Raw genomic sequence first — 25,576 nt, forward strand, 5'->3', positions numbered from 1 at the left:
GGTCGGCGCCTGGGCGCTGCCCCTGCCGACCATCGACGCGCAGATCGTCCGGCGGTCCGCGCAGGCCCTGGAGCGGTACGGCCCCGACTTCCGCTACCGCGAGTACGCGGCGGTGCGGCGTCTGCCGGCCGCGCTGGGCGGGGTCGCGGCCGTGGGCGCGCTCTTCGCCGCCGCCCAACTGCCGCCCGCACGCCGCTGGTTGTCCGACCGGCTGAAGCCCGGGGAGGGGCCGGGGCCGCAGAAGCGCGCGAAGAGCTGGTTCTCCGTCCGTTTCGTGGGCGAGGGCGGCGGCCGGCGTGTGTACACCGAGGTGGCGGGCGGCGACCCCGGGTACGGCGAGACGGCGAAGATCTTCGCCGAGTCGGCGCTGTCCCTGGCCTTCGACGACCTCCCGCCGACGGCCGGTCAGGTCACGACGGCGGTCGCGATGGGCGACGCGCTGACGGAGCGGCTGCGGCGGGCGGGGATCACGTTCCGGGTCGCGGCCGGCCACTGACCGGCCCGCCTACGCGGACCATCCCACCACCGTGTAGATCATCCCGCCGATCCAGCCGATCCCGGCCAGTACCGCGAGGACCAACGCGGCCGTCACGGCACGCTCCACGGGCCGGTCGGGGTCGGAAAGGGGCTTGGGGGCACGGTGCGTCGTCATGGGGCCCAGCCTGTCGATCCGCCCTGCGCCCCCACATCCGTACAGGTACTCAGACGAGGTACTCAGACGGTCGCCTCCCGCAGTGCCCTCCGGCACAGCGCGTCCGCCCTGCGGGTCGTCTCCGGCAGGCGGTACTCGGGTGTCAGCGCGAGCGTGTGGGCGCAGGCGTTGTCGAGGCTCACGCGGTGACCGACGGAGACGAACACCGGCTTGACCGCCTCTCGTGTGCGCAGGGCGCGGCCCACTTCCTCGGTGTCGGCGAGGAGGGGCGACGTACTGCCGCGCGGGGCGTCGGGGTCGTCGTACGTGAAGGTGAACGGGTTCTTGGCGACGCCGATCGTCGGCAGGCCGGTGAGGACGCCGAGGTGGCCGGCGAGGCCGAAGCGGCGCGGGTGGGCGCGGCCGTAGCCGTCGCAGACGACCAGGCCGGGCGGGCAGGGCAGGGCGTCCAGGGCGGCGAGGACGGTGGGGATCTCGCGGAAGGCGAGCAGGCCGGGCACGTACGGGAAGGAGATCCGGCCGACGGCCGTGGCCTCGGCGACGACGGCGAGACTCGCCGCGTCCAGCACGACGGCGGCGGCCACGACGACGTCCCGCTCGTCGTCGTAGGCCACGTCGACTCCGGTCACGTGGCCCGTGCCGGGCGGCGGACCGGGCTCGTCGAGCACCACCCGCTCGCGCAACTCGTCCTGGATCGCGCGGGCCTGCTCCTCGGTCGCGGGCCAGCCCGCGGGAATGCGTACGGTCGTCATGATGGGGACGAGCCTACGACCGGCCAACGAGCGCGGCGTAGGCTCGCGATCATGTTCGTACTCGAGCTGACCTACACCGCCCCACTGGACGCCGTCGACGCCGCGCTGCAGGCGCACATCGCCTGGCTCGACCAGCACTACGAGAAGGGCGTCTTCCTGGCGTCCGGGGCAAAGAACCCCCGCGACGGCGGGGTGATCGTCGCCGTCGCGGAGGACCGCGCGCGCATGGAGGAGATCGCGGCGGGCGACCCGTTCGTCACCGCAGGGGTGTGCGCGTACCGCATCACCGAGTTCACCGCGACGAAGACGGCACCGGAGTTGGAGCGGTTCCGGGAGACCGCCGGCTGAGCGGTCAGCGGTCAGCTCTTTCCGCCCAGCGCGCGCTGCAGCTGGCTCTTGTTCATGTCCGAACGGCCCTGGATTCCGCGCCGCTTGGCCTCCTCGTAGAGCTGGTCGTAGGTGGGTCCCTGGGAGCCCTTGCCGGAACGCTGGCCGCCCCGCTTGCCGGACGACATGTCCTTGGTCGAGGTGCGGCTCGCGCCCTTCGACTCGCCGGACCGGGCGCGTTCCTTGTTGACCGTCCGCGCCGCGATCTCCTTGGCGCGGCCGGTGCTCTCGCCCCGGTCCTCGGCGCTCTTCTTGATGTGCTCATACTGGCGCTCTCTCTTGGAGCTGGAACCACGTGGCATGTCCGCTCACTCCTCTCACGTTCGGTGAACGGGTACCCGGATTCCGGCAAATACGGCATACCGCAAGCTGTCTGCTCTACGGAAAGTTCTCAGCTCTCCAAGCGAGCCACCCGCCCCTGCTCGCCGGACGCCCAGCAGCCCATGTCCGGCGTGCAGTCCACGGTGTCGTACGAGCCGGTGTCCACCGTCCGCCACGTGCGGCCGCCGTCCGTCGTCAGATCCGTGCCGCTGGGACCCACCGCGAGGGCGGCCGTACGGCTGTACGGGAGCCAGGCCACGCCGGATCGGTAGGCGGGCGGCGGCTCGGCGGCGGGCTGCCAGTCGCGGCCGCCGTCGGCGGTGCGGGCCGCGGGCTGCGGCGAGGTCTGGTCCGGGCGGTAGTCGCCGCCGACCGCGAGGCCGTGCGTGCGGTCGCGGAAGGCGAGGGCGAAGACGCCACGGGCCGGATCGCCCGCCGGGATCGGCGTGTCGGAGGCCGTCCAGGTCAGCCCGCGGTCGGCGGAGTGCAGCACGCGCGCGCGTGCGGCCCCTCCGGTGGCCAGCCAGACATCCTTGGGGCCGGACGAGACCAGGCACTGGCCGCTCGCCGCGAACCCCGCCTCACCGTCCTGCGCGGCCGGCATGCCCTCGCTCGGCAGCACCTTCCAGGTACGGCCGCCGTCGCCGGTGGACAGGATGCGGAACTTGCCGTCCACCGGGTCGCTCATCGCGAGGCCGTGGCGGCGGTCGAAGAAGGTGAGGCAGTCGTAGAAGGCCCGCGCGTCGGTGTTGCGGAAGGACTCGGTCCAGGTCGCGCCGCCGTCGTCGGTGCGGTACACCCGGGACGCCTCGCCCTCGCCGATGGCCAGCACGACGGCGCGCCGCGCGTCGAACGCCTCGATGTCGCGGAACTGCAGTTCGGCGGCGCCCGGCGGCGAGACGTTCCGCCAGCTCGCGCCGCCGTCGGTGGTGCGCAGGACGGTGCCCCGGGTGCCGGCGGCCCACGCGGTGTTCCGGCTGACGGCCGCGAGGCCCCGGAACCGCACGTCGGGGCTGCCGCTGTCCTTGAGCTCCCAGTGCGGCGTCCGGTGCTCCGGTCCATGTGCCTGTGCCGGTACGGCGGTCAGGGCGGCCAGCGCCGCCGCACAGGCGGCCCCCGCGGCAATGGTCCGGCTCGCAGGTGTCGTCCGTCGTCTCGTCCGTCGCGTGTTCCCCAAGCGCCTCATGGCGGGCGAAGCTAGCCCACCGTCCCGGTGCCGTCCAGAGGCCCTCGACCACGCCGGGGCAGGTGCGCCGCTCGCCACAAGTGCCCGTCGGATCCCGGGAGGAGAGCTGCGCCACTCCCGTGAATGAACGCGGTGACAGAGGTCACTCGACTTTCGTGTGCACGGATTGGCTCATTCCGTCGTCTCTTCCAGTGCCCGGCCTCATCCCCGGAAGTCCGTCCCGCCGTCACAAGGGAGCAAGGCGTTGTCCATCGTCATCGAGCAGCCCGTCGAGGCCCGTCTCGTCGCCGCCGCGCCGCGGATGCCGAGCATTCCCGCCACGCTGCACTACGACCGGCGTGATCCGTTCGCCGTCCGCATGACCTTCCCCGCCCCGGCCACCCTGGAGGGCGTGGAGGTCTGCTGGACCTTCAGCCGCGAACTGCTCACGGCCGGCCTGGAAGAGCCCGAGGGCCACGGCGACGTGCGCGTACGGCCGTACGGCTACGACCGCACCGTCCTTGAGTTCCACGCCCCGGAGGGCACCGCCGTCGTGCACGTCCGCACGGGCGAGCTGCGGCGCTTCCTCCAGGCGACCGGCGAACTGGTGCCCGTCGGTCTGGAGCACCTCCAGCTCGACCTGGACCACGACCTGGCGGAGCTGATGCGGGACGCCTGCTGAAGCTCCGCTAACGGACCCGCCCCAGCAGCGCGTTGAGCTCGCCGTAGTCGAGCGCGCCCGCCAGCGACTCGTACGTCCCCGCGCCCAGCAGCTCCCGCGCGGCCCGGCGGACCAGGGCGTGCGCGGCCTGGGCGATGCCCGAGCCGACGCTCACGCGCGCCACACCCAGAGCGGCCAGCTCGGCAACAGGCGGTGCACCGGGAGCGGCCATGACATTCAGCGGTCCGTCGACGCCGTCGACGAGCAGCTTCACGGTCCCCGGGTCGACGGCCCCGGGGACGAAGATCCCGTCGGCGCCCGCGGCGAGGAAGGCGGCGGCCCGCTCCAGGGTGAGGTCGACTCCCCCGGTGCCGCGCAGGAGTGTGTCGATACGGGCGTTGACGAACAGCGGCACGCCCTGCGAGTCGGCGGCCTCGCGGGCGGCGGCGATCCTCTCGGCCTGCTCGGCGATCGGCCGCAGCGGGGCTTCCCCGGCCTCATACAGCGCGTCCTCGATGTTCACCCCGACCGCACCCGCCGCGAGCACCGCCCGGACGGTGTCGGCGACGCCCGCCGGATCCTTCGCATACCCGCTCTCGATGTCCGCGCTGACGGGCACGTGGACCGCGGCGGCGATGCGCGCCACCGCGTCGAGGGCGCGGTCGCCCTCCAGCCGGTCGCCGTCCGCCGCGCCCAGGGCCCAGGCGAGCCCGGCGCTCGTGGTCGCCACGGCGGCGGCGCCGGCGTCCTGGACGAGACGGGCGCTCGCGGTGTCCCAGGCGTTCGGCAGGACGAGCGGGCTCCCCGGAGCGTGCAGGAAGCGGAAGGCGAGAGCGCGGTCGCGAAGGGTGTTCGGGTTCGTCATGCGGTTCACCCAACCAGCCGTGACCGACCGCCGGCTGGCAAGAATCCGACATCGACGTGCGGGCTCAGCCACCGCCGGATGCGGACACCGCCATCAGCACTTCGGGAAAGACCCTCCGCAGCACGGGCGAGGCCGCCCCGCTCCGCTCGGTCAGTTCCTCCAGCCGCTGCCTGTGGCCTGCGAGGTCCTTGCCCGGCACCAGCGTGCGCAGCTCGGCCGCGGCGGCCAGGGCCACGACGGCCGCGTCCCGGTCGGAGACCTCCGCGACCGGCACCGGTCCTTGGAGAACCCGGCGCGCCTCCTCCTGCAACGCCCTCACATCGGCGACACGCTCCAAGGCGTACTCCACGGTCGGGAAGACCCCGAGGACCCGGCTCTTCTCCGCGCGCAGGTAGCCCTCGGCGGTCAGCTGCTCCCGTACGGCGTCCAAGGTGACCCGTGCCCGTAGGGTCACCCAGGCCCGCCACCGGTGCGGGCGGGACTCCCGCACGAGCTCCAGCACCCCGTCCAGGACGGCGTCCCCGGTGAGGGCGTCCAGGTCCACCGGCGTGGCGATGCCGTCCTCGTCGGTGAGCAGGCCGCGCCGGACCAGTTCGGTGAGGGCGCCGGCCCGGACCAGGCGGTCCAGGCCGGCGGCATCCGTCGCCTCCTGCCTCGCGGTGTCCCAGGCCAGCAGATAGAGCCGGGCCGGCAGCGAGAGCGAACCGTTGGGCACGGGGCCTCCTTGGCGCAGTGAAGGGGGCTCACGTTAATGCGTTGACAGCCCCAAAGCCCGCTCCTACGGTGTACAGCGGTCCTGTTGCCGTCGATTGGAGAAGGACGTTGCTCGTCTGAGGTCCTGAGACACCGCGTCACACCCGCGAGGTGTGTGCGCCGCGTGCGACCTCGGCGTTCGAGCCGTCCTCCGGAGCAGGGCTTTTCTCATGCCCCCGGGGCTTCTCCCCCGTTGGTCGCCGGTGTCTCGATACGCGTTTGCCCCTGATCACCTCGAGCAACCGCGGAGGCCCGCATGCCTACTGCCATCACCTGTACGTCCCTGTCCTTCACCTGGTCCGACGGCACCCCTGTCTTCGAGGACCTCGACGTCGCCTTCAGCCCCGGCCGGACCGGACTCGTCGGCGTCAACGGGTCAGGAAAATCAACCCTGTTGAAGCTGATCGCCGGAGAACTCACCCCGACCGACGGCACCGTCCGCGTCGCCGGTGAGATCGGCTACCTCCCGCAGAACGTCACGCTCGACACGGCACTGCGCGTCGACGAGGCGCTCGGCATCGCCGCACAGCGCGTCGCGCTGCACGCCATCGAGGCGGGCGACGTGGCCGAGGAGCACTTCGAGACGGTCGGCGACGACTGGGACGTAGAAGAACGAGCCCTCGCCACGCTCGGCGAACTCGGGCTCGGCCACATCGAGTTGGACCGCACCATCGGCGAGGTCTCGGGCGGTGAGTCGGTGCTGCTGCGGCTGGCCGCGCTGCTGCTGCGCCGGCCGGACGTCCTGCTGCTCGACGAGCCCACGAACAACCTCGACGTGTACGCGCGCAGGCGGCTGTACGCGGCCGTGGCGGCCTGGCCGGGGGTCATGGTCGTGGTCAGCCACGACCGCGAGCTCCTGGAACTGGCCGACCAGATCGCCGATCTGCGCTCCGGAGGGATCACCTGGTACGGCGGCAACTACTCCGCCTACGAGGAGGCGCTCGCCACCGAACAGGAGGCGGCGGAGCGGATGGTGCGGTTCGCCGAGGCCGATCTGAAGAAGCAGAAACGCGAACTCGTCGAAGCCCACACCAAGTTGGCCCGGCGGACCCGCTACGCGAACAAGATGTACGAGAACAAGCGCGAGCCCAGGGCGGTGATGAAGCTGAAGAAGCGCTCGGCGCAGGTCTCCGCGGGCAAGCACCGCATCATGCACGAGGAGAAGCTGGCCGAGGCCAAGGACCGGCTCGACGAGGCGGTGGAGGCCGTACGGGACGACGACGAGATCCGCGTCGACCTGCCGTACACGGCCGTACCGCCGGGCCGCGACGTTCTCACCCTCATGGATCTGGAGCTCGCGTACGGCGCGCGCGTGGCCGGCGGTTTCGATCTGCGCGGCCCGGAGCGGATCGCGTTGATCGGACGCAACGGCGCGGGCAAGACCACGCTGCTGCGGACGATCGCCGGGGAGCTGGAGCCGGTGTCGGGTGAGGCGAAGGCGCACGTTCCGCTCCGCTTCCTGCCGCAGCGGCTGGACGTGCTCGACGGCGAGCTGACCGTTGCCGAGAACGTGTACCGGTTCGCGCCCAGCGCCACCAACAACCGGATCAGGGCGCGGCTGGCCCGCTTCCTGTTCCGGGGTGGCCGCGCCGACCAGAAGGCGGCGACGCTGTCCGGCGGCGAACGCTTCCGGGCGGCGCTGGCCGCGCTGATGCTGGCGGAGCCGGCACCGCAGCTGCTGATGCTGGACGAGCCGACGAACAACCTGGACATGGCGAGCGTACGGCAGCTCACCACGGCCCTGGAGTCGTACGAGGGGGCGCTGATCGTGGCCAGCCACGACCTGCCGTTCCTGGAGTCGATCGGCATCACGCGCTGGCTGCTGCTGGACGGAGAACTCCAGGAAATCACGCCAGAAGCTGTCGGGTATCCCGCCTAGCGTCGGTGCATGCCCGATTTCATCACCCTCACCGGAGCCCGGGAGAACAACCTCAAGGACGTCACCCTCCGCATCCCGAAAGGCCGGCTGACCGTGTTCACCGGCGTTTCGGGATCGGGGAAGTCGTCGGTCGTCTTCGACACGATCGCGGTCGAGTCGCAGCGCCAGCTGAACGAGACGTTCACCTGGTTCGTGCGCAACCGGCTGCCCAAGTACGAGCGGCCGCACGCCGACGCGCTGGAGGACCTCACGCCCGCCATCGTCGTCGACCAGCGGCCGATCGGGGGCCACTCCCGGTCCACGGTCGGCACGATGACCGACATCTACTCGGTGATCCGGGTGCTGTTCTCCCGGCACGGCACCCCGAGCGCCGGTCCGGCGACGGCGTACTCGTTCAACGACCCGTCGGGCATGTGCCCCGAGTGCGACGGCCTGGGCCGGACGGTACGGCCGGACTGGGACCGCATCCTGGACGCCGGCCGCTCGCTGGCGGACGGGGCGGTCCGTTTCCCGCCGTTCGCGGCGGGGACCTGGCAGGGGCAGGCGTACACGAACACCGACGAGCTGGACCCGCACAAGCGTGTCGGTGAGTTCACGGCCGCCGAACGCGAGTTCCTGATGCGCGGCAGGCCCGGCAGCAAGGTCACCGTCAACGGCAGCGGCGGCACCTGGACCACGGAGTACGAGGGCCTCGCCGACCGGTTCGAGCGGCTGTACCTCAAGCGCGACCTGTCGGCCATGAGCCAGAAGACCCGTGACCTCGTGCGGGACTTCCTGGCCGAGGGCACCTGCCCGGTCTGCCACGGCGCACGCCTCAACCAGGCCGCGCTCGCCACCCGGATCGGCGGCCGGAACATCGCCGACTGCACACGGATGCAGGTCACCGACCTCGTCGCCGTACTGAAGGAGATCGACGACCCGGTCGCCGCCCCCATCGCCGGGGCCGCGATCACGGCGCTCGAACGCATCGACGCGATCGGCCTGGGCTATCTCAGCCTCGACCGGGAAACCGCCACACTCTCCGGCGGCGAGGGGCAGCGGTTGAAGACGGTGCGGCATCTGGGCTCCAGCCTCACCGGGATGACGTACATCTTCGACGAGCCCAGCGTCGGCCTGCACCCGCGGGACGTCGGCCGACTCGGCGACCTGCTGCTGCGGCTGCGCGACAAGGGGAACACCGTGCTGGTCGTCGAGCACGACCCGGACGTCATCGCGCTGGCCGACCATGTCGTCGACATGGGGCCGGGGGCCGGTGCGCAGGGCGGGCGGGTGGTGTTCGAGGGGACGCCGGACGAGCTGGCCGGGACGGAAACCCTCACCGGGCGGTGCCTGCGTCGCCGTACCGCGCTCAAGGCAGAGACACGCACGGCCACCGGCGGGCTGTGGGTGAAGGGCGCCGACCGGCACAACCTGCGGGACGTGAGCGTCGAGTTCCCTACCGGGGTGCTGACCGTGGTGACCGGGGTCGCCGGGTCCGGGAAGAGCACACTGGTCGCGGAGTTCACCGGCGGCCATCCGGACGCCGTCGTCGTGGACCAGTCGTCGATCGGGATCTCGGCGCGGTCGACTCCGGCGACGTACATCGGGATCATGGACACGGTACGGAAGGTCTTCGCCCGCGAGACGGGGGCCGAGCCCGGGTACTTCAGCTTCAACTCCACCGGCGCGTGCGGCACTTGCGAGGGTCGCGGGATCATCTACACCGACCTCGCCTTCATGGACCCGGTGACGACGACCTGCCACGACTGCGAGGGGCGCCGCTTCAGGGGCGAGGTGCTGCGGCTGACCGTCGGGGGCAACTCCATCGCGGACGTACTGGAGATGACGGCCGACCAGGCGCTCGGCTTCTTCGACGACTCGGGGGTACGACGCCGGCTGCGCGCCCTGCGTGACGTCGGACTCACCTACCTCACGCTCGGCCAGCCGCTGTCCACGCTGTCGGGCGGTGAGCGGCAGCGCATCAAGCTGGCCACGCGCCTGCACCGCACGGGCGCTGTCTACGTGCTCGACGAGCCGACGACCGGGCTGCACATGGCGGACGTCGAGGGGCTGCTGGCCCTGCTGGACCGGCTGGTCGAGGCGGGCAACACGGTCGTGGTGGTCGAGCACAACCTGGACGTCGTGGCCCACGCCGACTGGATCATCGACCTCGGCCCGGACGGAGGCCGCGACGGGGGTCGGGTGATCTTCGAAGGGACCCCACGAAATCTTCTGAAAGCACGGGACTCCCACACGGCGGAGCATCTCAGGAGGGCCACAGCCTGACAACGAGGGTTTTGCCCGCGCGGACCGGCGCTGCATGATGGCTGATCGGCGCCGCAAAACGGCGCCGGACCTGCCCCGCCGATACGGAGTTCCCTCGTGCCCAGCAAGAAGGCCCTCGTCCGCCGTCCCAGCCCGCGTCTCGCCGAAGGTCTGGTGACGCACATCGAGCGGGAGAAGGTCGATGTCGACCTCGCGCTCGAACAGTGGGAGGCGTATGCCGAGGCCCTGCGGGCGCACGGCTGGGAGACGATCGAGGTGGACCCGGCCGACGACTGTCCCGACTCGGTGTTCGTCGAGGACACGGTCGTCATGTACAAGAACGTCGCGCTGATCACCCGTCCGGGCGCGCGGTCCCGGCGTGACGAGACCATGGGCGTCGAGGAGGCCGTGGCCCGCCTGGGCTGCTCGGTGAACTGGATATGGGAGCCGGGCACGCTGGACGGCGGCGACGTGCTGAAGGTCGACGACACGATCTACGTCGGCCGGGGCGGCCGTACGAACGCGGCCGGCGTCCAGCAACTGCGAGCCGCCTTCGAGCCGCTCGGGGCGCGGATCGTCGCCGTGCCGGTGAGCAAGGTGCTGCACCTGAAGTCGTCGGTCACCGCGCTGCCCGACGGGACGGTCGTCGGACACATCCCGAAGGTGGACAAGCCCTCGCTGTTCCCCCGGTTCTTGTCGGTGCCGGAGGAGTCCGGGTCGCACGTGGTGCTGCTGGGCGGCGAGAAGCTGCTGATGGCGGCGAGCGCGCCGAAGACGGCGGAACTGCTCGCCGACCTCGGCCACGAGCCGGTCCTGGTCGACATCAGCGAGTTCGAGAAGCTGGAGGGCTGTGTGACATGTCTCTCGGTGAGGATGCGGGAGCTGTATGCATGACGGGGTGAGTGCATCGCCCCTTTCCGTCCCGGACCTGCGGTTCCGGGGGCCATTTGCCACGCCGGGGAACACGGCTGATCAGGGGTCTTTACACGGCACTTAACCTACGGCTTCGTAACCTACGGTTTCGTAGCCTACGATTCCGTAGGTTGTCGGCACCGCTCGCCGACTCGTACCCCTTTCCCGCGTCCCACTGGAGTACCCGTGACGATCACTTCCCCTCACCTCGGCAGTCCGTCCTCCGCGTGGACCGACGCCCGGCTGCTGTACGCACTGGAGGAAGTCGTCGAGAAGGAGCTCAACCGGCACCTGAGCGTCGCCAAGGACTGGATGCCGCACGAGTACGTGCCGTGGAGCGACGGCCGCAACTTCCCGGGCGTCTTCGACGACGGCGAGGCCTGGGAGAAGGAGCAGTCCAAGGTCACCGAGATCGGCCGGATCGCGCTGGTGGTGAACCTGCTCACCGAGGACAACCTCCCCAGCTACCACCACGAGATCGCCAGCCTCTTCGGCCGTGACGGCGCCTGGGGCACCTGGGTGCACCGCTGGACGGCCGAGGAGGGCCGGCACGGCATCGTGATGCGGGACTACCTGCTCACCTCCCGCGCGGTGGACCCGGACAAGCTGGAGCAGTTCCGTATGGCCCACATGAGCGAGGGCTTCGAGTCGGACAACCGCCACTCGATGCTCCACTCGGTGGCCTACGTCGCCTTCCAGGAGCTGGCGACCCGCGTCTCGCACCGCAACACCGGCCACCAGTCGGGTGATCCGGTCTGCGACCGCATGCTGGCGCGCATCGCGACCGACGAGAACCTCCACATGGTCTTCTACCGCAACCTGCTGAAGGCGGCCTTCGACCTCGCGCCCGACCTGACGATGCAGGCGGTGCGCGACGTGATCGTGAACTTCCGCATGCCCGGTCACGGCATGCCCGGCTTCGAGCGGGCCGCCGCGCAGATGGCGATCGGCGAGATCTACAACATGCGCATCCACCACGACGACGTCATCCAGCCCGTCCTGCGCTTCCTGAAGGTCCTGGAGATCGACGGCCTCGGCCCGGAGGGCCTCAAGGCGCAGGAGGAACTCGGCCTGTACATGAGCGGCCTGGACTCGGAGGCCTCCAAGTTCGACGAGAAGCTGGCGGCGCGCAAGGCGCGGATGGCGGCGCGGGCGGGCGCCTGACAACTCGCCGACACGCCGGCGGCGAGCAGGGCGTACGACTCGGGGGGCCTGGAGCGGGCCCTAGTGCCCCGACAGGCAGCGTCCGCCCCGTCGCGACGCCCGGCACGCTCCCCCACTGCCTCAGGGGCGTGGGAGATGCTCCCAGTCGCCGCTCCTCAATGGGCAAACGTTGCCCGCCGGGGCACTAGTGGGTCGGGCGCCTGAGGTGCAGCCGCTCCTTCTCCGACAGGCCGCCCCAGACGCCGAAGCGTTCGTCGTTCGCCAGCGCGTACTCCAAACAGGCGGAGCGCATCTCGCACATGCCGCAGATGCGCTTCGCCTCGCGCACCGAACTGCCCGGCTCGGGAAAGAAGAAGTCCGCCCCGGTCTGCGCGCACAGCGCCTGCGTCTGCCAGGCGAGGTCGGCCGGGGTGATCGTGTCGATGTGCATGAGCGAGATCGTGCCGGGAGGCGAAAAACGTTCGATCAACGCCCGATCAACGCCTCGTTCAGGGCCTCCGGCCGTCCGATCATGACGTGGTCGGGCACCCGAGCGCACGGCGGCGCGCGGGAAGATGTGGCGACGATATGAACGCCTGTGATCACCCAGTGTGACCATGCCTGGGCGGCAAACCCGCGCGATTGTCAGTGGGCGGTGGAAGACTCGGCAGTGCAGGCAACGGGACCCCGAAGAACGGGACCTCTCAAAGGAGGGCAGAGATGCTCACCACCCGCTTTGTCACCGGCGCTCCGAACTGGCTCGATCTCGGCACACCCGACATCGACGGCGCCGCCTCCTTCTACGGCGGCCTCTTCGGCTGGGAGTTCCGTTCGGGTGGTCCCGAGACGGGCGGCTACGGCTTCTTCCAGCTCGACGGCAGGACGGCCGCAGGCGGCATGCAGACCACCCCGGACCAGGGCCCGCCATCCTGGACGGTGTATTTCCAGACCCCGGACGCCGACGCCACGGCGAAGGCGGCCGAGCAGGCGCACGGCTCGGTGCTCATGCAGCCCATGGACGTCCTGGACCAGGGCCGTATGGCGATCCTCGCCGATCAGGCGGGCGTGCCCTTCGGCATCTGGCAGCCCGCCGCCAACAAGGGCCTGGAGGTCGTGGAGAAACCGGGCTCGCTGTGCTGGCTGGAGCTGTACACGCCGGACCTCCCGGGGGCCGCCGGGTTCTACAACCGGTTGTTCGGCTGGGAGACCTCCGCCCTCACGTTCGCCGGGGTCACGTACACCACCGTCCACCCGGCGGGGACCGAGTCGGACGCCATGTTCGGCGGCATCGTCCCGCTGGATGACGATCCGACCAGGGAGAAGGCCGGGGCCTGGCTGCCCTACTTCGAGGTCCTGGACACGGACGCCACGGTCGCCGCGGCGCAGGAGCGGGGCGGCGTCGTCCGCCTGCCCGCGTCGGACCTGGAGGACGTCGGCCGCATCGCCGAACTCGCCGACCCGTACGGCGCACGCTTCGCGGTGATCAAGAGTTCGCCGCCGCAGACGTGACCGAGTGCATTCCCCGATAGGCATCACGCCGAGGCGCGTCGCACCAGCGTCGTCGGCAGGACGACACCGGACGGTGTGGCTCCCTGCTCCAGCGTGGTGTTCCGCCGGTCGAGGCCGCGCAGCAGCAGGCGGGCCATCAACCGGCCCATCTCCTCGATGTCCTGACGGACCGTCGTGAGCGGCGGATCGGTCTGTTCGGCGACCGGGAGCATGTCGTCGAAGCCGATCACGGCGACGTCCTCGGGCACCCGCAGCCCGCGCTCGCGCAGCACGCGCAGGGCTCCCGAGGCGGCGAGGTCGTTCGCGGCGAAGACGGCGTCCAGGTCCGGGCGGCGGTCGAGGAGTTCGCGCATCGCCCGTTCGCCGCCGGCCGGGGTGAAATCGCCCTCGACGATCAGCCGCGGGTCGGCGTCCACCATGACGTCCCGGTAGCCGTCGAGCCGGTCCACCGCCGAGGTCTGGTCGAGGGCGCCGGTGATGTGTGCGACCCGGGTGCGGCCGAGGCCGACGAGATGGCGTACGGCCTCTCGGGCGCCGCCTCGGTTGTCGCTGTCGACGTACACCACACCGCCCCAGTCGCCGCTCCAACCGGGCCGGCCGCCGAACACGGTCGGCACTCCCGCCCGTTGGATCAGTTCCGGCAGCGGGTCGTCGAGGTGCAGCGAGAACACCAGCGCTCCGTCGACGTGACCGCCGGCGAGATAGCGGCCGACGCGGGCGTGGTCGTCGCGGCCCTCGGTGAGCAGCAGCACGAGCTGGTTGTCGTGGGCCGTCAACTCCTGGCTGATGCCGCGCAGTTGCAGGGCGAAGAAGGGGTCGGCGAAGACGCGGGTCTCGGGTTCGGCGACGACGACGGCGACGGCGTCGTGGCGTTTGGTCACCAGACTGCGGGCGGCCTGGTTGGGCACGTACCCGAGTTCCTCCACGGCCCGCCGCACCCGCTCGACGAGGGGCTCGCGCACCCCGTCCCCGCCGTTGACCACACGGGAGGCGGTGGCCCGTGAGACCCCGGCCCGGGCGGCCACGGCCTCCAGCGTGGGGCGCGGCACTGTGTCGGTCACTTCGGGGCTCCTCGTCGGCGGGTGCGGATCAGGATAGCCCTGGCCCGACCACCGGGGTGAGAGCGCTCTCGACACCCTCACCGACGGGTTTCCGCAGCGTCACGACCCCATGGTCCCGTTCCCCGTCGCTGGCCGACCTTCGACCGTCGACTGCCGACCGTCGACTGCCGACCGTCGTCTGTCGCCTGCCGTCTGCCGTCTGCCGTCTGCCGGTGACCGTCGACCGTCAGTGTTCGTGCGGGGACGCAGACTCGGGCGCGGCCCGGTGCTCGTGCGGCTCGTACCCGGGGATCGTCCCGTCCGTCTTCTTCACCAGGAACAGCCCCACCATCCCCATGTCGGAGTGGCTCTGCACATGGCAGTGGTACATCCAGGCCCCCGCTCCGACGCCCTCCCCCGCGATCACCTGGAAGCCGAAGGAGTCGGCCGGGCCCGTGATCTTGTTGTCGATGACCTGACTCGGGTCGTCGGGCCCGGTGAGCATGCCCGTACGGTTGTCCGCCCAGCGGTGACCGTGCATGTGGAACGTGTGGTAGAACTCGCCGTGCGTGATCACCGCGAACTCGACGCGATCCCCCACCGTGGCCTCGAAGTTGGGCCCGGAATGCGCCGGCTTGTTGTTGATCAGCATGTCGTTGAAGACGATCGTGTGCGTCCGGTCGGGCAGGACGTCTCCCTTGCGGCGGACGATCACCGGGCCGTACAGGCCGTTGCGGAGACCGCCGGTGCCGTGCTCCGTGCCGACGACATGGTCGTGGTAATGCCAGTAGCCCGCGCTGCCCGCCCGCCAGGTGCCGTCCTTGCGGCGGCCGGGGGCGTGGGTGCGCCAGGTGTAGGTGCGGGTGCCGCCGGGTTCGACGTCGCTCTTGTTCAACTTCGTGCCATCGCTGGTGATTTCATAGTCCAAGCCGTGGACGTGGAGGCTCACCGCGACATCCATCGTGTTCTCGAACTCGATGTGCAGGGTGTCGCCCTCGTTGAGCTCGATCAGCGGCCCGGGGATCGTCGCCTTCCCCTTCTCGAGGCCGTACCCCATCTGTCCACCGGCGAGCCTCTCGGCGTACAGCTTGATGCGCTTGACCTGGCCGCCGGCCGGGGCCGTCCTCGCCGGTCCGTCCGCACTGACGGCCTCGGGGGCCAGGGACAACGATGTCGCGGCGACCCCACCACCCACGGCGACCGCGCCGCCCAGCAGCACACGCCGGTTGAACCCGCGTCTGTCCATGCGGAACTCCCCACCCTGATACGGAATTTGCGGAGACGTACCTGTGATGAACCTGTGCGACGGTACCGGCCCCGCTCCTGTTTATCCACACTCAGGACAAAGTTGGTGCCATTGCGGTCATAGGTATTGGCGAGTGATGCAAAGAGGTCTAGCTTCCTTGGCGCCGTTGCTGTGACCGAGGAGGTGCCCATGCACTTACGAGGGTTGAGCACAACAAGCACGAGAAGACGGGCCTGGGCGGCCACCGTGACCGCCGGGGTCGTCGCCACGGGACTGCTGTCGGGCCCCGCGGCCAACGCCCGCCCTACCCCGGAACCGTCCCCGACAACGATGTCCGTCAAGTCGCCGCCCGGCGGCGCGAACGTACGGGTGCTGCTCTTCCACGGGTCCGCCGCGGCCGGGGACGAGTCGCCGGTCGTGAACGCCGGCATCGAGGCCATCGAGCGGATCGGCCTGTCCGGCCCGGCGAACCAGCGCTTCAAGGTCGAGGCCACCGACGACGCCTCGGTCTTCACCAATGACACGAAACTGGGCCGGTTCAACGCGATCGTGTTCCTGACCGGCGGCGGAGACGTCCTCGATCCCGAGCAGGAGGCGGGCCTGGAGGCCTACATGGAGGCCGGCGGCGGTTTCGTCGGCATCCATGACGCGGCCCGTGCGGAGCCGTACTCGGACTGGTTCACCGGCCTGGTCGGCGCCCGCCCCGCCGCGTCCAGCCCTACGACCGTACAGCGCGCGACCGTTGAGGTCGCAGACCGGCAGCATCCGGCCACCAAGGGGCTGCCGGTGCAGTGGAAGCGCCCCGACCAGTGGCTGAACTGGGTGAAGAACCCGTCGGGTGACGTGCATACGGTCGCCCGCGTACGGGAGTCGACATACCAGCCGGGGGCGAGCGCCAACGGCTGGGACCATCCGATCAGCTGGTGCCGGGACTACGACGGCGGCCGCTCCTTCTACACGGGCATGGGCGGCACGGTGTCGTCGTACGACGAGACCGACTTCCGTGCGCATCTGCGCGGCGCCCTGATGTGGACCACCCGTCTGGTGCAGGCCGACTGCAAGGCGACGATCACCGGCAACTACAAGGCGGAGCGGCTCACCCAGCCCAACCAGCCGGGGAAGAACGACCAGATCGGCGAGCCGCACGGTCTGGTCACCGCGCCCGACGGCCGCGTCCTGTACATCGGACGGGGCGGCGCCGACTCCTCCCAGCCGGTGGTCACCGACTGGAACAACCCCGACATCGGCAAGGGCAAGGGCGAGATCCACATCTACGACCCGAAGACCAAGAAGGTCACGCTGGCGGGCGAGTTGACGGTCTTCGGCAACAAGGGCGGCGGCGACGAGCTGGTCAAGGTCGAGGAGGGTCTGCTCGGCATCGAACTCGACCCGCGCTTCGAGCAGAACGGCTGGGTGTATCTGCACTACACGCCCCACGCGCAGATCAACCGTGACACGCGGATGGCCGAGCGGCGTGTCTCCCGCTTCACGCTCGACCCAGCCACCGACAAACTCGACCTGAGCAGCGAGAAGGTGCTGCTCAAGTGGCCGGTGCAGATCCACAGTTGCTGCCACGCGGGCGGCGGGATGGCCTGGGACTCCAAGGGCAACCTGTACATCGCCACCGGTGACAACAACTCCAGTGGCTTCAGCGGCGGTTACTCGGGCAACAACCCCCAGCCCAACTACAAGGGCGTCTCCTTCGCCGACGCGCGCCGCACCGCCGGCAACACCAACAACCTCAACGGCAAGATCCTGCGCATCCATCCGGAGCCCGACGGGACGTACACCCTCCCGGACGGCAACCTGTTCACCGGCAGGGAGACCGACGAGGGCGGCGGTAAGACACGCGGCGAGATCTATGTGATGGGGGTCAGGAACCCCGCGCGCATCTTCGTCGACCGGCGGACCGACGTCCTGTACGCGGGCTGGGTCGGCCCGGACGCGAGTGCGCCGTCCCCGACCTGGGGTCCGGCCAAGTACGACACGTTCGCCGTGATCACCGAGGCGGGCAACCGTGGCTGGCCGTACTGCATGGGCAACAAGCAGCCCTACCGCGACCGCAATCTGCCCGATCCGTCGCAGCCGCTGGGCTGGTACGACTGCGACCACCCGAAGAACGAGTCGCCGAACAACGACGGCCTGGTCAACCTCCCGCCGGTCACCGGCAACAACATCTGGTACTCGCCCCAGGGCGGCGCCCCGGACTACCCGCGCGACGCGAACGGCATCCCGTCGTACAAGCAGGAGGAAGCCACCCATCTGCTGCCGTGGCTCAAGGGCGGCGGCCAGGCGGCGATGAACGGGCCGGTCTACCGGTACGACGACGTCTCGGCCGGCAGTGACGTCAAGTGGCCTTCGTACTGGGACGGCAAGTGGTTCGTCGGCGACTTCTACGACGCCGACCAGCCGCGTCACGCGGTCATCACCGACCCGAAGAACCACGGCGACGGCGGTCTGCCGATCCACGCGGAGTCGCTGAAGAGGATCGTGCCGGTCGGCAACGACGGCATCAAGAACCTCATGGACTGGAAGTTCGGTCCGGACGGCGCGCTGTACGTCCTCGACTACGGCCGCGGCTTCTTCACCTCGGACGCCAAGTCGGCGCTGTGGCACGTCACTTACACGGGCGGCGGCCAGACGCCGACCGCCGACCAGCTGGCCAGGGGGGCGCAGTGAGACGGCAACGAAGAGTCTGGACGGCCCTGTTGGCCGCCGTACTGATGATGCTCGGGCTGCAGTCGACGTCCACCGCGCAGGCCGGGCGGGCTGAGCAGAGCGAGCAGCCGGCTGCCGCCCAGGTGCTCACCTGGACCGCCGGCAACGACATCGACAAGTACACGTCCGCGCCCGCCACGGCCGTCGCGGGCGCGGCGACCATCGTCTTCGAGAACAGCGAGGCCACCGGCAACACGACCGGCATGCCGCACACGCTGACGTTCGTGACCAGCGATCCCGAGTTCAACAACGACGTCCAGCTGAACATCCTGGCCAACCCGAACGACGACCAGGGCGGCCGCCACACCGCCGAGGTCACGCTCACGCCCGGCCGGTACTTCTACCACTGCACGATCCCCGGCCACGGCCAGATGCAGGGCATCCTCGTGGTGACCGAGGGCGGGGGCGAGGACACGACGCCGCCGGAGACGGCGGCGAAGGTGACCGGCACGCAGAACACCCAGGGTGAGTACGTCGGTTCGGCGAGCGTCGCGATCAGCGCGACGGACGAGGGTGGGTCCGGTGTCGACGGTATCCAGTACGCGATCGGCGACGCGGGCGACTGGCGACCGTATACCGCGCCGGTCGTCGTCGACCAGGTCGGCGGCCACAAGGTCCGTTACCGAGCCACCGACAAGGCGGGCAACACCTCCGCCGAGAAGAGCGCCGAGTTCACCGTCGTCGCACCGTCCTCCGACGACACCACACCGCCGGACACCTCGGCGACGGTGAGTGGCGAGAAGAACGCCGACGGGGCGTACATCGACATGGCCACGGTGACCGTCTCCGCCTCCGACACCGGCTCCGGCGTCAACACGATCGAGTACGCGGTCGGCTCCGGCGCCTGGCAGCCGTACACCGCGCCCGTGATGGTGCATCAGGTCGGCACGCACACCGTGCGCTACCGCGCCACCGACAAGGCGGGCAACGTCGCGGCCGAGAAGAGCGTCGAGTTCACGGTCGTCGCGGCACCCGCGCAGGACACGACACCGCCGGTGACGGGCGTGACCGTCGAGGGCACGAAGAACTCCGACGGGGCGTACGTCGGGAATGCCAAGGTCACCGTGAGCGCCACCGACGACCACGGCGGGTCGGGTGTCGACCGAATCGAGTATTCACTCGACGGGGGACCGTACATCGCATACACCATTCCGGTGGTGGTCGACCGCGCGGGTGCACACACCGTGGCCTACCGGGCGGCCGACAAGGCGGGCAACACCTCCGCGGCACGCACGGTGAGCTTCACGGTGGTGTCGAGTCAGGTTCCGGCCCCCAACTGCCCCGAGTACGACGAGCGGTTGACGGTGATCGTCGGCACGGTCGACTCGGGCGTGCCGAACCGGGTCACGGGCAGCCGGTGCCGGATCAACGAGTTGATCGAGGACGAGAAGGAGTGGACGTCCCACGCACTGTTCCTCAAGCACGTGAAGTCAGTCCTGGACGAGCTGCTCGCGGAAGGAATCGTCGACCAGCGCGAGTTCAACGCGATCCAGAAGGCCGCCCGTCAGTCCGGCATCGGCAAGCCCGGCCAGACCGAGGGCTACCGTACGATCCTCGACGGCAGCGCGGAGTCCTTCGCCAAGTGGCAGCAGGTGGGCGGCGGTTCGTTCGGGCTGAACGCCGACGGGTCGATCACCAGCGGCACCACCAGGGCGGGCCTGGGCATGCTGTGGTTCCCGCAGCGCAAGTACGGCGACTTCTCGCTGAGGCTCCAGTGGCGTGACGACGCTCCGGGCACCGGGAACGCCAACTCCGGTGTGTTCGTGCGGTTCCCGTGGGTCCACGACCACCCGGAGGAGTCCCGGCCGGAGTGGGTCGCCATCAAGTACGGGCACGAGGTGCAGGTGCTCGACCGGCCCGACGGCGACATGTACAAGACGGGCTCGGTCTACGGCTTCGACCGGGTGGGGCTCGCCGGTGCCGGCGTCACCCAGAAGGGAACCTGGAACGACTACGAGATCCGGGTGGTCGACCAGCACTACTCGGTCTACCGCAACGGCGTGCTGATCAACGAGTTCGACAACATCGGCGGCCAGGACTTCACCCCGCCCCGCTCGGACGACCCGGGCACGGACGGGCGACGGTTCGCCTCCGGCTACATCGGGCTCCAGGTGCACGGCACGACGGACGTGGTCTCGTACCGGGACATCAGGATCAAGGAGCTGTAGGCCCCGGAGGAGGTACCGCCTTCTTCGCTCTGCTCGGCTGTACCCGCTTGGGTTCCCCCGGCATCTTCGGATACTCGGGCGGGTACGGCAGATCGCCGAGCCCGTGATCGTGCTCGTCACGGCGCGCCAGTTCCAGCAGCGCTTCGAGCGAGAAGCGGTGGTCGTCCATGTCCGCGTGCACGTCGCCGAGTTCGGCGAAGCGCACGGGCATGGTCGCGAGGTCGAAGTCCCGCGGATGGGCCTCGCCCACCTCCTCCCAGCGCAGGGGTGCGGAGACCGGGGCGTGCGGGCGCGGCCGCACGGAGTAGGCGGAGGCGATCGTGCGGTCCCGGGCGGTCTGGTTGTAATCCAGGAAGATGCGCCGGCCCCGCTCCTCCTTCCACCACTTGATGGTCACGTGGTCCGGCATCCGGCGTTCCATCTCGCGTCCGACGGCGATGGCTGCGCGCCGGACCTGGGTGAAGGTCCAACGCGGTTCGATGGGGACGAAGACGTGCAGGCCCCGGCCGCCGGACGTCTTGGGCCAGCCGCGCAGGCCGCCGAACTCGTCGAGGACGGCGCGCAGTTCGTGGGAGGCGCGGACGGCGTCCTCGTAGTCGGTGCCGGGCTGCGGGTCGAGGTCGATGCGCAGTTCGTCAGGGCGGTCGACGTCGTCGCGGCGCACCGGCCAGGGGTGGAAGGTGAGCGTGCCGAACTGGGCGGCCCACAGCACGGCCGCCTCCTCGGTGGGGCACATTTCGTCGGCGCTGCGGCCGCTGGGGAAGGTGATGTGGGCGGTGGGGATCCAGTCGGGCATGTTCTTCGGGGCCCGCTTCTGGAAGAAGGATTCGCCGGTCACTCCCTCGGGGTAGCGCTCCAGCATGGTGGGCCGGTCGCGCAGCGCGCGGAGGACGCCGGGGGCGACGGCCTGGTAGTACCGGGCGAGGTCCAGCTTGGTGAAGCCCCGCTCAGGGAAGAAGATCTTGTCCGGGCTGGACAGCCGTACGGTCCGGCCGCCCGCCTCCAGCTCCACCGCTTCACCCATGCGAGCCACGGTAGGCGCACCGAGCGAACCTCGCACACCGGGCGTATCTCGCCGTACAAGAGCAGAATCGGACCATGGATCTGCCGGTGATGCCGCCCGTGAAGCCGATGCTCGCCAAGTCGGTGGCGAGGATCCCGCCGGGCATGCACTACGAGGCGAAGTGGGACGGGTTCCGGGCGATCGTGTTCCGCGACGGGACCGAGGTCGAGCTGGGCAGCCGTACGGGAAAGCCGCTGACCAGGTACTTTCCCGAGCTGGTGGCGGCGCTGAGGGAGCGGTTGCCGCAGCGTTGCGTGCTGGACGGGGAGATCGTCATCGCCCGGGAGGGCCGGCTCGACTTCGACGCGCTGACCGAGCGCATCCACCCGGCGGACTCCCGGGTGCGGATGCTGGCCGAGAGGACGCCGTCGTCGTTCGTGGCCTTCGACCTGCTGGCGCTGGCGGACGAGTCGCTGCTGGACGTGCCGCTGGGCGACCGGCGGGCGCTGCTCACGAGCGCCCTGTCGGGAGTGACGGCGCCGGTGCATGTGGCGCCGGCGACGACGGACATCGACGTGGCGCGGCAGTGGTTCGAGCAGTACGAGGGGGCGGGCCTGGACGGGGTCATCGCCAAGCCGCTCACCGTGCGGTATCTCCAGGACGAGCGCGCCATGTTCAAGATCAAGCACGAGCGCACGGCGGACGTCGTGGTCGCGGGCTACCGCCTCCACAAGAGCGGCCCCGTGGTCGGCTCTCTCCTCCTCGGCCTCTACGACGACCGTGGCGCCCTTCAGCACGTTGGCGTGTCCGCCGCCTTCCCCATGAAGCGGCGTGCCGAGCTGGTCGAGGAGCTGGAGCCGCTGCGCATGGACGACGTGGCGGGGCACCCCTGGGCGGCCTGGTCTCAGGAGGCGGCGCACGAGACGGCCCGGCTGCCGGGCGCGCCCAGCCGCTGGTCGGGCAAGAAGGACCTGTCCTGGGTGCCGCTCAGGCCGGAGCGCGTGGCCGAGGTGGCGTACGACCACATGGAGAACGGCGTGCGCTTCCGCCACACGGCCCGTTTCCGCCGCTGGCGCCCGGACCGGACCCCGAAGAGCTGCACCTACGCGCAGTTGGAGGAGCCGGTCCGCTACGACCTGGAGGAGATCTTCGGGGGCTCCTGACTCACGGCGTCATCAGCACCTTGACGACTCACGGCGTCATCAGCACCTTGACCGCGCCCTCCCGCTTGCGCTGGAACATCTCGTACGCGTGCGGCGCCTCGCTGAGCGGCAGCCGGTGGGTTGCGAAGTCGTCGACGCCGAGGGGGTCCTCGTCGGTGAGATACGGGAGGATCTCGTCGCTCCAGCGGCGCACGTTCGCCTGGCCCATCCGGATCTGGATCTGCTTGTCGAACATGGTGAGCATCGGCAGCGGGTCGGCCATGCCGCCGTAGACGCCGACGAGCGAGAGCGTGCCGCCCCTGCGCACCAGTTCGATGGCGGTGTGCAGGGCGGCGAGCCGGTCGACGCTGAAGCGTTCCGCGAAGGGGCCGCCGATCTTCCGGGGCAGCAGGGCCGAGGCCTGCTGGGCCAGCCTGGCGGCGGCGCTGCCGTGGGCCTCGGTGCCGACCGCGTCGATCACCGCGTCCGGGCCGCGCCCCTCGGTCTCGTCGCGGATCGCCGCGATCAGCTCCTTCTCGTTGTCGTAGCTCCTGAGGTCGTACGTCTCCACGCCCCGGGACCGTGCCCGGCGCAGCCGTTCGCCCACCAGGTCCACGCCGAACACCCGGCCGGCGCCGCGCACCTGGGCGACCCGGCAGGCCATGTCCCCGATCGGCCCGAGGCCGAGCACGGCGACGCTGCCGCCCTGCGGGACGTCCGCGTAGGCGACCGCCTGCCAGGCGGTGGGCAGGACGTCGGAGAGGTAGACGAACCGGTCGTCGGGCGGGCCCTGCGGGACCTTGATCGGGCCGTACTGCGCCTGCGGGACGCGCAGATACTCGGCCTGGGCGCCCGGTACGGCGCCGTACAGGCGGGTGTAGCCGAACAGGGCGGCGCCCATTCCCTCGCTGGTGACCTGGGTGGTCTCGCACTGCGTCGGCAGCCCGGTCAGGCACATCCAGCAGTCGCCGCAGGCGATCTGGAACGGCACCACGACCCGGTCGCCCACCGCGAGGTCCGGCACCCCGGCGCCGACCTCCTCGACGGTGCCGATGGCCTCGTGGCCGAGGATGTCGCCCGGTGTCATGAACGCGGTGAGCACCTCGTACAAATGCAGGTCGGAGCCGCACAGCCCGGTGGAGGTGATGCGGATGACGGCGTCCGTCGGCTCCTGGATCTTCGGATCGGGCATGTCCTCCACCCGGACGTCCCGCTTGCCCTGCCAGGTCACTGCCTTCATCGCGGAGCGCTCCCTCCGTCACGTCTGCGTGTCCGGTTCGGTCCTGCGGTGGCGCCCGGGTACCCGGGCGCCGGGCGCGCGAACCGCCGTATCTGGGTCGATCGGTCTATCCAAGGCACGCAATCGGAACCGGTCAGATATGGCCATCAATGGACCTATAGGCGCACAATCGGCCTATAGGCGAACAATCAATGGCAGAAGGTTGGTTGGTGGGCATGGGACGCAAAGCACGCAGGCAACGCACCACTACGACGGTGGCGCTACTGGCCGCCTCGGTGACGGCCGCGCTGGCGGCGGGCTGCACGGGATCGGGCGGCCCGGCCGACGACGGGCGTGGCCAATCGCGGATGCCCGCCGCGGCCCAGAACCTCGCAGGCCCCACCAGCCGCGCCGGCTCGGTGCTCGCCGTGAAGATCGACAATGTGCGCGAGGCCCGGCCCCAGGCGGGCCTGAACTCCGCGGACGTCGTGTACGTCGAGCAGGTCGAGGGCGGGCTGAGCCGGCTGATGGCGGTGTACGCGACCCAGCTGCCCGAGGTCGTCGGGCCGGTGCGCAGCGCCCGCGAGTCCGACCTGGAGCTGCTGCGCCAGTTCGAGCGGCCGACGCTCGCCTTCTCCGGGGCGCACAGCAAGCTGATCCCCCTGATCAACAAGGCGCCGCTGGACGCGCAGACGCCCGGCAAGTCGGCCGACGCCTTCTTCCGCGACTCCGGCCGGGCGTCGCCGCACAACCTCTTCCTGCGCCCGAACAAGCTGCTGTCCTCCGCTCCGGGCGAGGACGCGCTGACGACCGGCTTCCGCTACGGCGCCGCACCCGAGGGCGGGCAGCGGGAGACCTCGCGGACCGTGCGCTACCCGGCCGCGCAGTTCACCTTCACCTGGTCCGCGGACCAGGGCCGCTGGTTGGTCTCGCAGGACGGGACGCCGACCGTGACGACCGACGGGAAGCGCGCGGCGCCCGCGACGGTTGTCGTGCAGCACGTGAAGATACGCCAGTCCGAATTCCGCGACGTCGTCGGCAGCAACTCGCCGTACACCGAGACGGTCGGCTCGGGGAAGGCCGAGGTGCTGCGCGACGGCCGGGCCCACGACGCGCGCTGGGAGCGCGAGAAGGCGACGGACGGCACGGAGTTCACCACGAACGACGGTGCGCCCGTGAACTTCGCCCGGGGTCAGGTGTGGGTCGTGTTCGTGAAGGCATGACCGGGCCAGGGGCAGTGTTCAGGGCTGTGTGACGAGGGGCTCCGCCGGGTTGCGGAGCCCCTCGGCCGCGTCGGAGACCCGCCGGATGAGGTCGAAGAAGACGGTCTGTTCCTGGGCGGACAGCGGGGCCAGGAAGACCTGGTTCATCCGGGCCGTGCGCACGGTCAGCTTGCGGTGCGTGCGCAGCCCGTCGTCGGTGAGGCGCAGCAGGAAGCGGCGGCCGTCCTGCGGGTCGCGCACCTTGTCGAGCAGTCCGCGCCGGCCGAGCCGGCTGATCACCTCGGCGATGGTGGACCGGTCCAGCCCCACCCGCTCCCCCACCGTGCGCTGGTCGAGTCCCGGCTCGGCGACGAGCGCGTTGAGGACCGCGAACTGCGGCGAGGTGATCTCCTCGGAGACCATCGTGTTCCACAGCAGGTAGTGCGCCTGCTGCAGCCGCCGGGCCAGGTGCCCGGGGTGGGTGGAGAGGTCCACCGCGGCCATACGCGCTCCCGAGATCGAGTTCATCGGTGTATTCGTTGGTGTATTTGTTCGTGTATTCGTTTGCGCTATTCGTTCGTGTACTGAACATTAC

The 25,576-nt window shown here is 70.4% G+C and carries 23 protein-coding genes and 1 pseudogene; 12 read left to right on the forward strand and 12 right to left on the reverse strand.

Features of this window, described 5'->3' with window-relative positions; translation table 11 throughout:
- Positions 1–496, forward strand: a pseudogene (locus CLM62_RS36150) (saccharopine dehydrogenase); the annotation flags it as partial.
- A 9-nt stretch (positions 497–505) separates the two neighbouring features.
- On the opposite strand, the gene mmpA reads toward CLM62_RS36150, so the two are convergent.
- Together mmpA and CLM62_RS36160 are read right to left on the reverse strand one after the other, a co-directional pair.
- Entirely contained in the window at positions 506–652 is a 147-nt protein-coding gene (gene mmpA / locus CLM62_RS50415; protein ID WP_095754122.1) for a morphogenic membrane protein MmpA, read from the reverse strand.
- A gap of 62 nt (positions 653–714) precedes the next feature.
- Positions 715–1,404: an endonuclease V gene (locus CLM62_RS36160; RefSeq protein WP_095754123.1), complete on the reverse strand. Its 690-nt coding sequence runs from the start codon at positions 1,402–1,404 to the stop codon at positions 715–717.
- A 51-nt stretch (positions 1,405–1,455) separates the two neighbouring features.
- Here CLM62_RS36160 and CLM62_RS36165 point away from each other — a divergent pair, with 51 nt between their 5' ends.
- Positions 1,456–1,752 carry a YciI family protein gene (locus tag CLM62_RS36165; RefSeq protein ID WP_095754124.1) on the forward strand — a complete coding sequence of 99 codons (297 nt, stop codon included), beginning with the start codon at positions 1,456–1,458 and terminating at the stop codon, positions 1,750–1,752.
- Positions 1,753–1,763: 11 nt separating this feature from the next.
- Here the strand turns inward: CLM62_RS36165 and CLM62_RS36170 are convergent, their stop codons facing one another.
- Positions 1,764–2,093, reverse strand: coding sequence for a plasmid stabilization protein (locus CLM62_RS36170; protein WP_095754125.1), 330 nt, complete (start codon positions 2,091–2,093; stop codon positions 1,764–1,766).
- 89 nt (positions 2,094–2,182) lie between these two features.
- Entirely contained in the window at positions 2,183–3,298 is a 1,116-nt protein-coding gene (locus CLM62_RS36175) for an oxidoreductase (protein WP_257004289.1), read from the reverse strand.
- Between the two features lie 244 nt (positions 3,299–3,542).
- On the opposite strand from CLM62_RS36175, the gene CLM62_RS36180 reads away from it, so the two are divergent.
- The gene (locus CLM62_RS36180) at positions 3,543–3,959 is read left to right on the forward strand and encodes an SsgA family sporulation/cell division regulator (RefSeq protein ID WP_095754126.1); all 417 of its coding nucleotides are present in this window, start codon (positions 3,543–3,545) and stop codon (positions 3,957–3,959) included.
- 7 nt (positions 3,960–3,966) lie between these two features.
- Here the strand turns inward: CLM62_RS36180 and CLM62_RS36185 are convergent, their stop codons facing one another.
- Both CLM62_RS36185 and CLM62_RS36190 read right to left on the reverse strand, forming a co-directional pair.
- Positions 3,967–4,803, reverse strand: a complete 837-nt coding sequence (locus CLM62_RS36185) for an isocitrate lyase/phosphoenolpyruvate mutase family protein (protein WP_095754127.1) — start codon at positions 4,801–4,803, stop codon at positions 3,967–3,969.
- Between the two features lie 64 nt (positions 4,804–4,867).
- A complete protein-coding gene (locus CLM62_RS36190) occupies positions 4,868–5,518 on the reverse strand; it encodes a GPP34 family phosphoprotein (RefSeq protein WP_095754128.1) in 651 nt (216 codons plus the stop codon).
- A 294-nt stretch (positions 5,519–5,812) separates the two neighbouring features.
- On the opposite strand from CLM62_RS36190, the gene CLM62_RS36195 reads away from it, so the two are divergent.
- The 4 genes from CLM62_RS36195 to CLM62_RS36210 all read left to right on the forward strand — a co-directional run bounded on the left by CLM62_RS36195 (position 5,813) and on the right by CLM62_RS36210 (position 11,755).
- Positions 5,813–7,435 carry an ABC-F family ATP-binding cassette domain-containing protein gene (locus tag CLM62_RS36195; protein WP_095754129.1) on the forward strand — a complete coding sequence of 541 codons (1,623 nt, stop codon included), beginning with the start codon at positions 5,813–5,815 and terminating at the stop codon, positions 7,433–7,435.
- A gap of 9 nt (positions 7,436–7,444) precedes the next feature.
- Entirely contained in the window at positions 7,445–9,700 is a 2,256-nt protein-coding gene (locus tag CLM62_RS36200; protein ID WP_095754130.1) for an excinuclease ABC subunit UvrA, read from the forward strand.
- Between the two features lie 96 nt (positions 9,701–9,796).
- Positions 9,797–10,573, forward strand: a complete 777-nt coding sequence (ddaH, locus tag CLM62_RS36205; protein ID WP_095754131.1) for a dimethylargininase — start codon at positions 9,797–9,799, stop codon at positions 10,571–10,573.
- A gap of 204 nt (positions 10,574–10,777) precedes the next feature.
- The gene (locus tag CLM62_RS36210; RefSeq protein ID WP_095754132.1) at positions 10,778–11,755 is read left to right on the forward strand and encodes an acyl-ACP desaturase; all 978 of its coding nucleotides are present in this window, start codon (positions 10,778–10,780) and stop codon (positions 11,753–11,755) included.
- A gap of 184 nt (positions 11,756–11,939) precedes the next feature.
- Here the strand turns inward: CLM62_RS36210 and CLM62_RS36215 are convergent, their stop codons facing one another.
- On the reverse strand, positions 11,940–12,185 hold the full coding sequence (locus tag CLM62_RS36215) for a WhiB family transcriptional regulator (RefSeq protein WP_179382381.1): 246 nt from the start codon (positions 12,183–12,185) through the stop codon (positions 11,940–11,942).
- 269 nt (positions 12,186–12,454) lie between these two features.
- On the opposite strand from CLM62_RS36215, the gene CLM62_RS36220 reads away from it, so the two are divergent.
- Positions 12,455–13,243, forward strand: a complete 789-nt coding sequence (locus CLM62_RS36220) for a VOC family protein (protein ID WP_095754134.1) — start codon at positions 12,455–12,457, stop codon at positions 13,241–13,243.
- 23 nt (positions 13,244–13,266) lie between these two features.
- Here the strand turns inward: CLM62_RS36220 and CLM62_RS36225 are convergent, their stop codons facing one another.
- On the reverse strand, positions 13,267–14,304 hold the full coding sequence (locus tag CLM62_RS36225) for a LacI family DNA-binding transcriptional regulator (protein WP_095754135.1): 1,038 nt from the start codon (positions 14,302–14,304) through the stop codon (positions 13,267–13,269).
- Positions 14,305–14,530: 226 nt separating this feature from the next.
- Positions 14,531–15,529, reverse strand: coding sequence for a multicopper oxidase domain-containing protein (locus CLM62_RS36230; RefSeq protein WP_095754136.1), 999 nt, complete (start codon positions 15,527–15,529; stop codon positions 14,531–14,533).
- Between the two features lie 189 nt (positions 15,530–15,718).
- On the opposite strand from CLM62_RS36230, the gene CLM62_RS36235 reads away from it, so the two are divergent.
- Both CLM62_RS36235 and CLM62_RS36240 read left to right on the forward strand, forming a co-directional pair.
- A complete protein-coding gene (locus tag CLM62_RS36235) occupies positions 15,719–18,208 on the forward strand; it encodes a ThuA domain-containing protein (RefSeq protein WP_179382382.1) in 2,490 nt (829 codons plus the stop codon).
- Positions 18,209–18,252: 44 nt separating this feature from the next.
- Positions 18,253–20,415: an OmpL47-type beta-barrel domain-containing protein gene (locus CLM62_RS36240; RefSeq protein WP_095754249.1), complete on the forward strand. Its 2,163-nt coding sequence runs from the start codon at positions 18,253–18,255 to the stop codon at positions 20,413–20,415.
- Here the strand turns inward: CLM62_RS36240 and ligD are convergent.
- Entirely contained in the window at positions 20,402–21,439 is a 1,038-nt protein-coding gene (ligD, locus tag CLM62_RS36245; protein WP_095754138.1) for a non-homologous end-joining DNA ligase, read from the reverse strand. The genes CLM62_RS36240 and ligD overlap by 14 nt on opposite strands.
- Positions 21,440–21,513: 74 nt before the next feature.
- On the opposite strand from ligD, the gene CLM62_RS36250 reads away from it, so the two are divergent.
- Positions 21,514–22,581: an ATP-dependent DNA ligase gene (locus CLM62_RS36250; protein WP_095754139.1), complete on the forward strand. Its 1,068-nt coding sequence runs from the start codon at positions 21,514–21,516 to the stop codon at positions 22,579–22,581.
- A 28-nt stretch (positions 22,582–22,609) separates the two neighbouring features.
- Here CLM62_RS36250 and CLM62_RS36255 read toward each other — a convergent pair whose 3' ends face one another.
- Entirely contained in the window at positions 22,610–23,800 is a 1,191-nt protein-coding gene (locus tag CLM62_RS36255; RefSeq protein WP_095754140.1) for a zinc-dependent alcohol dehydrogenase, read from the reverse strand.
- Positions 23,801–24,015: 215 nt separating this feature from the next.
- On the opposite strand from CLM62_RS36255, the gene CLM62_RS36260 reads away from it, so the two are divergent.
- Positions 24,016–25,002, forward strand: coding sequence for a DUF3048 domain-containing protein (locus tag CLM62_RS36260; RefSeq protein WP_095754141.1), 987 nt, complete (start codon positions 24,016–24,018; stop codon positions 25,000–25,002).
- 18 nt (positions 25,003–25,020) lie between these two features.
- On the opposite strand, the gene CLM62_RS36265 is transcribed toward CLM62_RS36260, so the two are convergent.
- Positions 25,021–25,485 carry a MarR family winged helix-turn-helix transcriptional regulator gene (locus tag CLM62_RS36265; RefSeq protein ID WP_095754250.1) on the reverse strand — a complete coding sequence of 155 codons (465 nt, stop codon included), beginning with the start codon at positions 25,483–25,485 and terminating at the stop codon, positions 25,021–25,023.
- Positions 25,486–25,576 lie beyond the last annotated feature (91 nt).

Origin of the sequence: Streptomyces sp. SA15, assembly GCF_002291145.1 — a bacterium.
Lineage (GTDB): Bacteria > Actinomycetota > Actinomycetes > Streptomycetales > Streptomycetaceae > Streptomyces.

Bases quoted from the DNA above. Each gene is read 5' to 3' on its own strand.
- mmpA (WP_095754122.1), bottom strand. From the start codon at position 652: ATGACGACGCACCGTGCCCCCAAGCCCCTTTCCGACCCCGACCGGCCC.
- CLM62_RS36160 (WP_095754123.1), bottom strand. From the start codon at position 1,404: ATGACGACCGTACGCATTCCCGCGGGCTGGCCCGCGACCGAGGAGCAG.
- CLM62_RS36165 (WP_095754124.1), top strand. From the start codon at position 1,456: ATGTTCGTACTCGAGCTGACCTACACCGCCCCACTGGACGCCGTCGAC.
- CLM62_RS36170 (WP_095754125.1), bottom strand. From the start codon at position 2,093: ATGCCACGTGGTTCCAGCTCCAAGAGAGAGCGCCAGTATGAGCACATC.
- CLM62_RS36175 (WP_257004289.1), bottom strand. From the start codon at position 3,298: ATGAGGCGCTTGGGGAACACGCGACGGACGAGACGACGGACGACACCT.
- CLM62_RS36185 (WP_095754127.1), bottom strand. From the start codon at position 4,803: ATGACGAACCCGAACACCCTTCGCGACCGCGCTCTCGCCTTCCGCTTC.
- CLM62_RS36195 (WP_095754129.1), top strand. From the start codon at position 5,813: ATGCCTACTGCCATCACCTGTACGTCCCTGTCCTTCACCTGGTCCGAC.
- CLM62_RS36200 (WP_095754130.1), top strand. From the start codon at position 7,445: ATGCCCGATTTCATCACCCTCACCGGAGCCCGGGAGAACAACCTCAAG.
- CLM62_RS36215 (WP_179382381.1), bottom strand. From the start codon at position 12,185: ATGCACATCGACACGATCACCCCGGCCGACCTCGCCTGGCAGACGCAG.
- CLM62_RS36220 (WP_095754134.1), top strand. From the start codon at position 12,455: ATGCTCACCACCCGCTTTGTCACCGGCGCTCCGAACTGGCTCGATCTC.
- CLM62_RS36230 (WP_095754136.1), bottom strand. From the start codon at position 15,529: ATGGACAGACGCGGGTTCAACCGGCGTGTGCTGCTGGGCGGCGCGGTC.
- CLM62_RS36235 (WP_179382382.1), top strand. From the start codon at position 15,719: ATGCACTTACGAGGGTTGAGCACAACAAGCACGAGAAGACGGGCCTGG.
- CLM62_RS36240 (WP_095754249.1), top strand. From the start codon at position 18,253: ATGATGCTCGGGCTGCAGTCGACGTCCACCGCGCAGGCCGGGCGGGCT.
- ligD (WP_095754138.1), bottom strand. From the start codon at position 21,439: ATGGGTGAAGCGGTGGAGCTGGAGGCGGGCGGCCGGACCGTACGGCTG.
- CLM62_RS36250 (WP_095754139.1), top strand. From the start codon at position 21,514: ATGGATCTGCCGGTGATGCCGCCCGTGAAGCCGATGCTCGCCAAGTCG.
- CLM62_RS36255 (WP_095754140.1), bottom strand. From the start codon at position 23,800: ATGAAGGCAGTGACCTGGCAGGGCAAGCGGGACGTCCGGGTGGAGGAC.
- CLM62_RS36260 (WP_095754141.1), top strand. From the start codon at position 24,016: ATGGGACGCAAAGCACGCAGGCAACGCACCACTACGACGGTGGCGCTA.
- CLM62_RS36265 (WP_095754250.1), bottom strand. From the start codon at position 25,485: ATGGCCGCGGTGGACCTCTCCACCCACCCCGGGCACCTGGCCCGGCGG.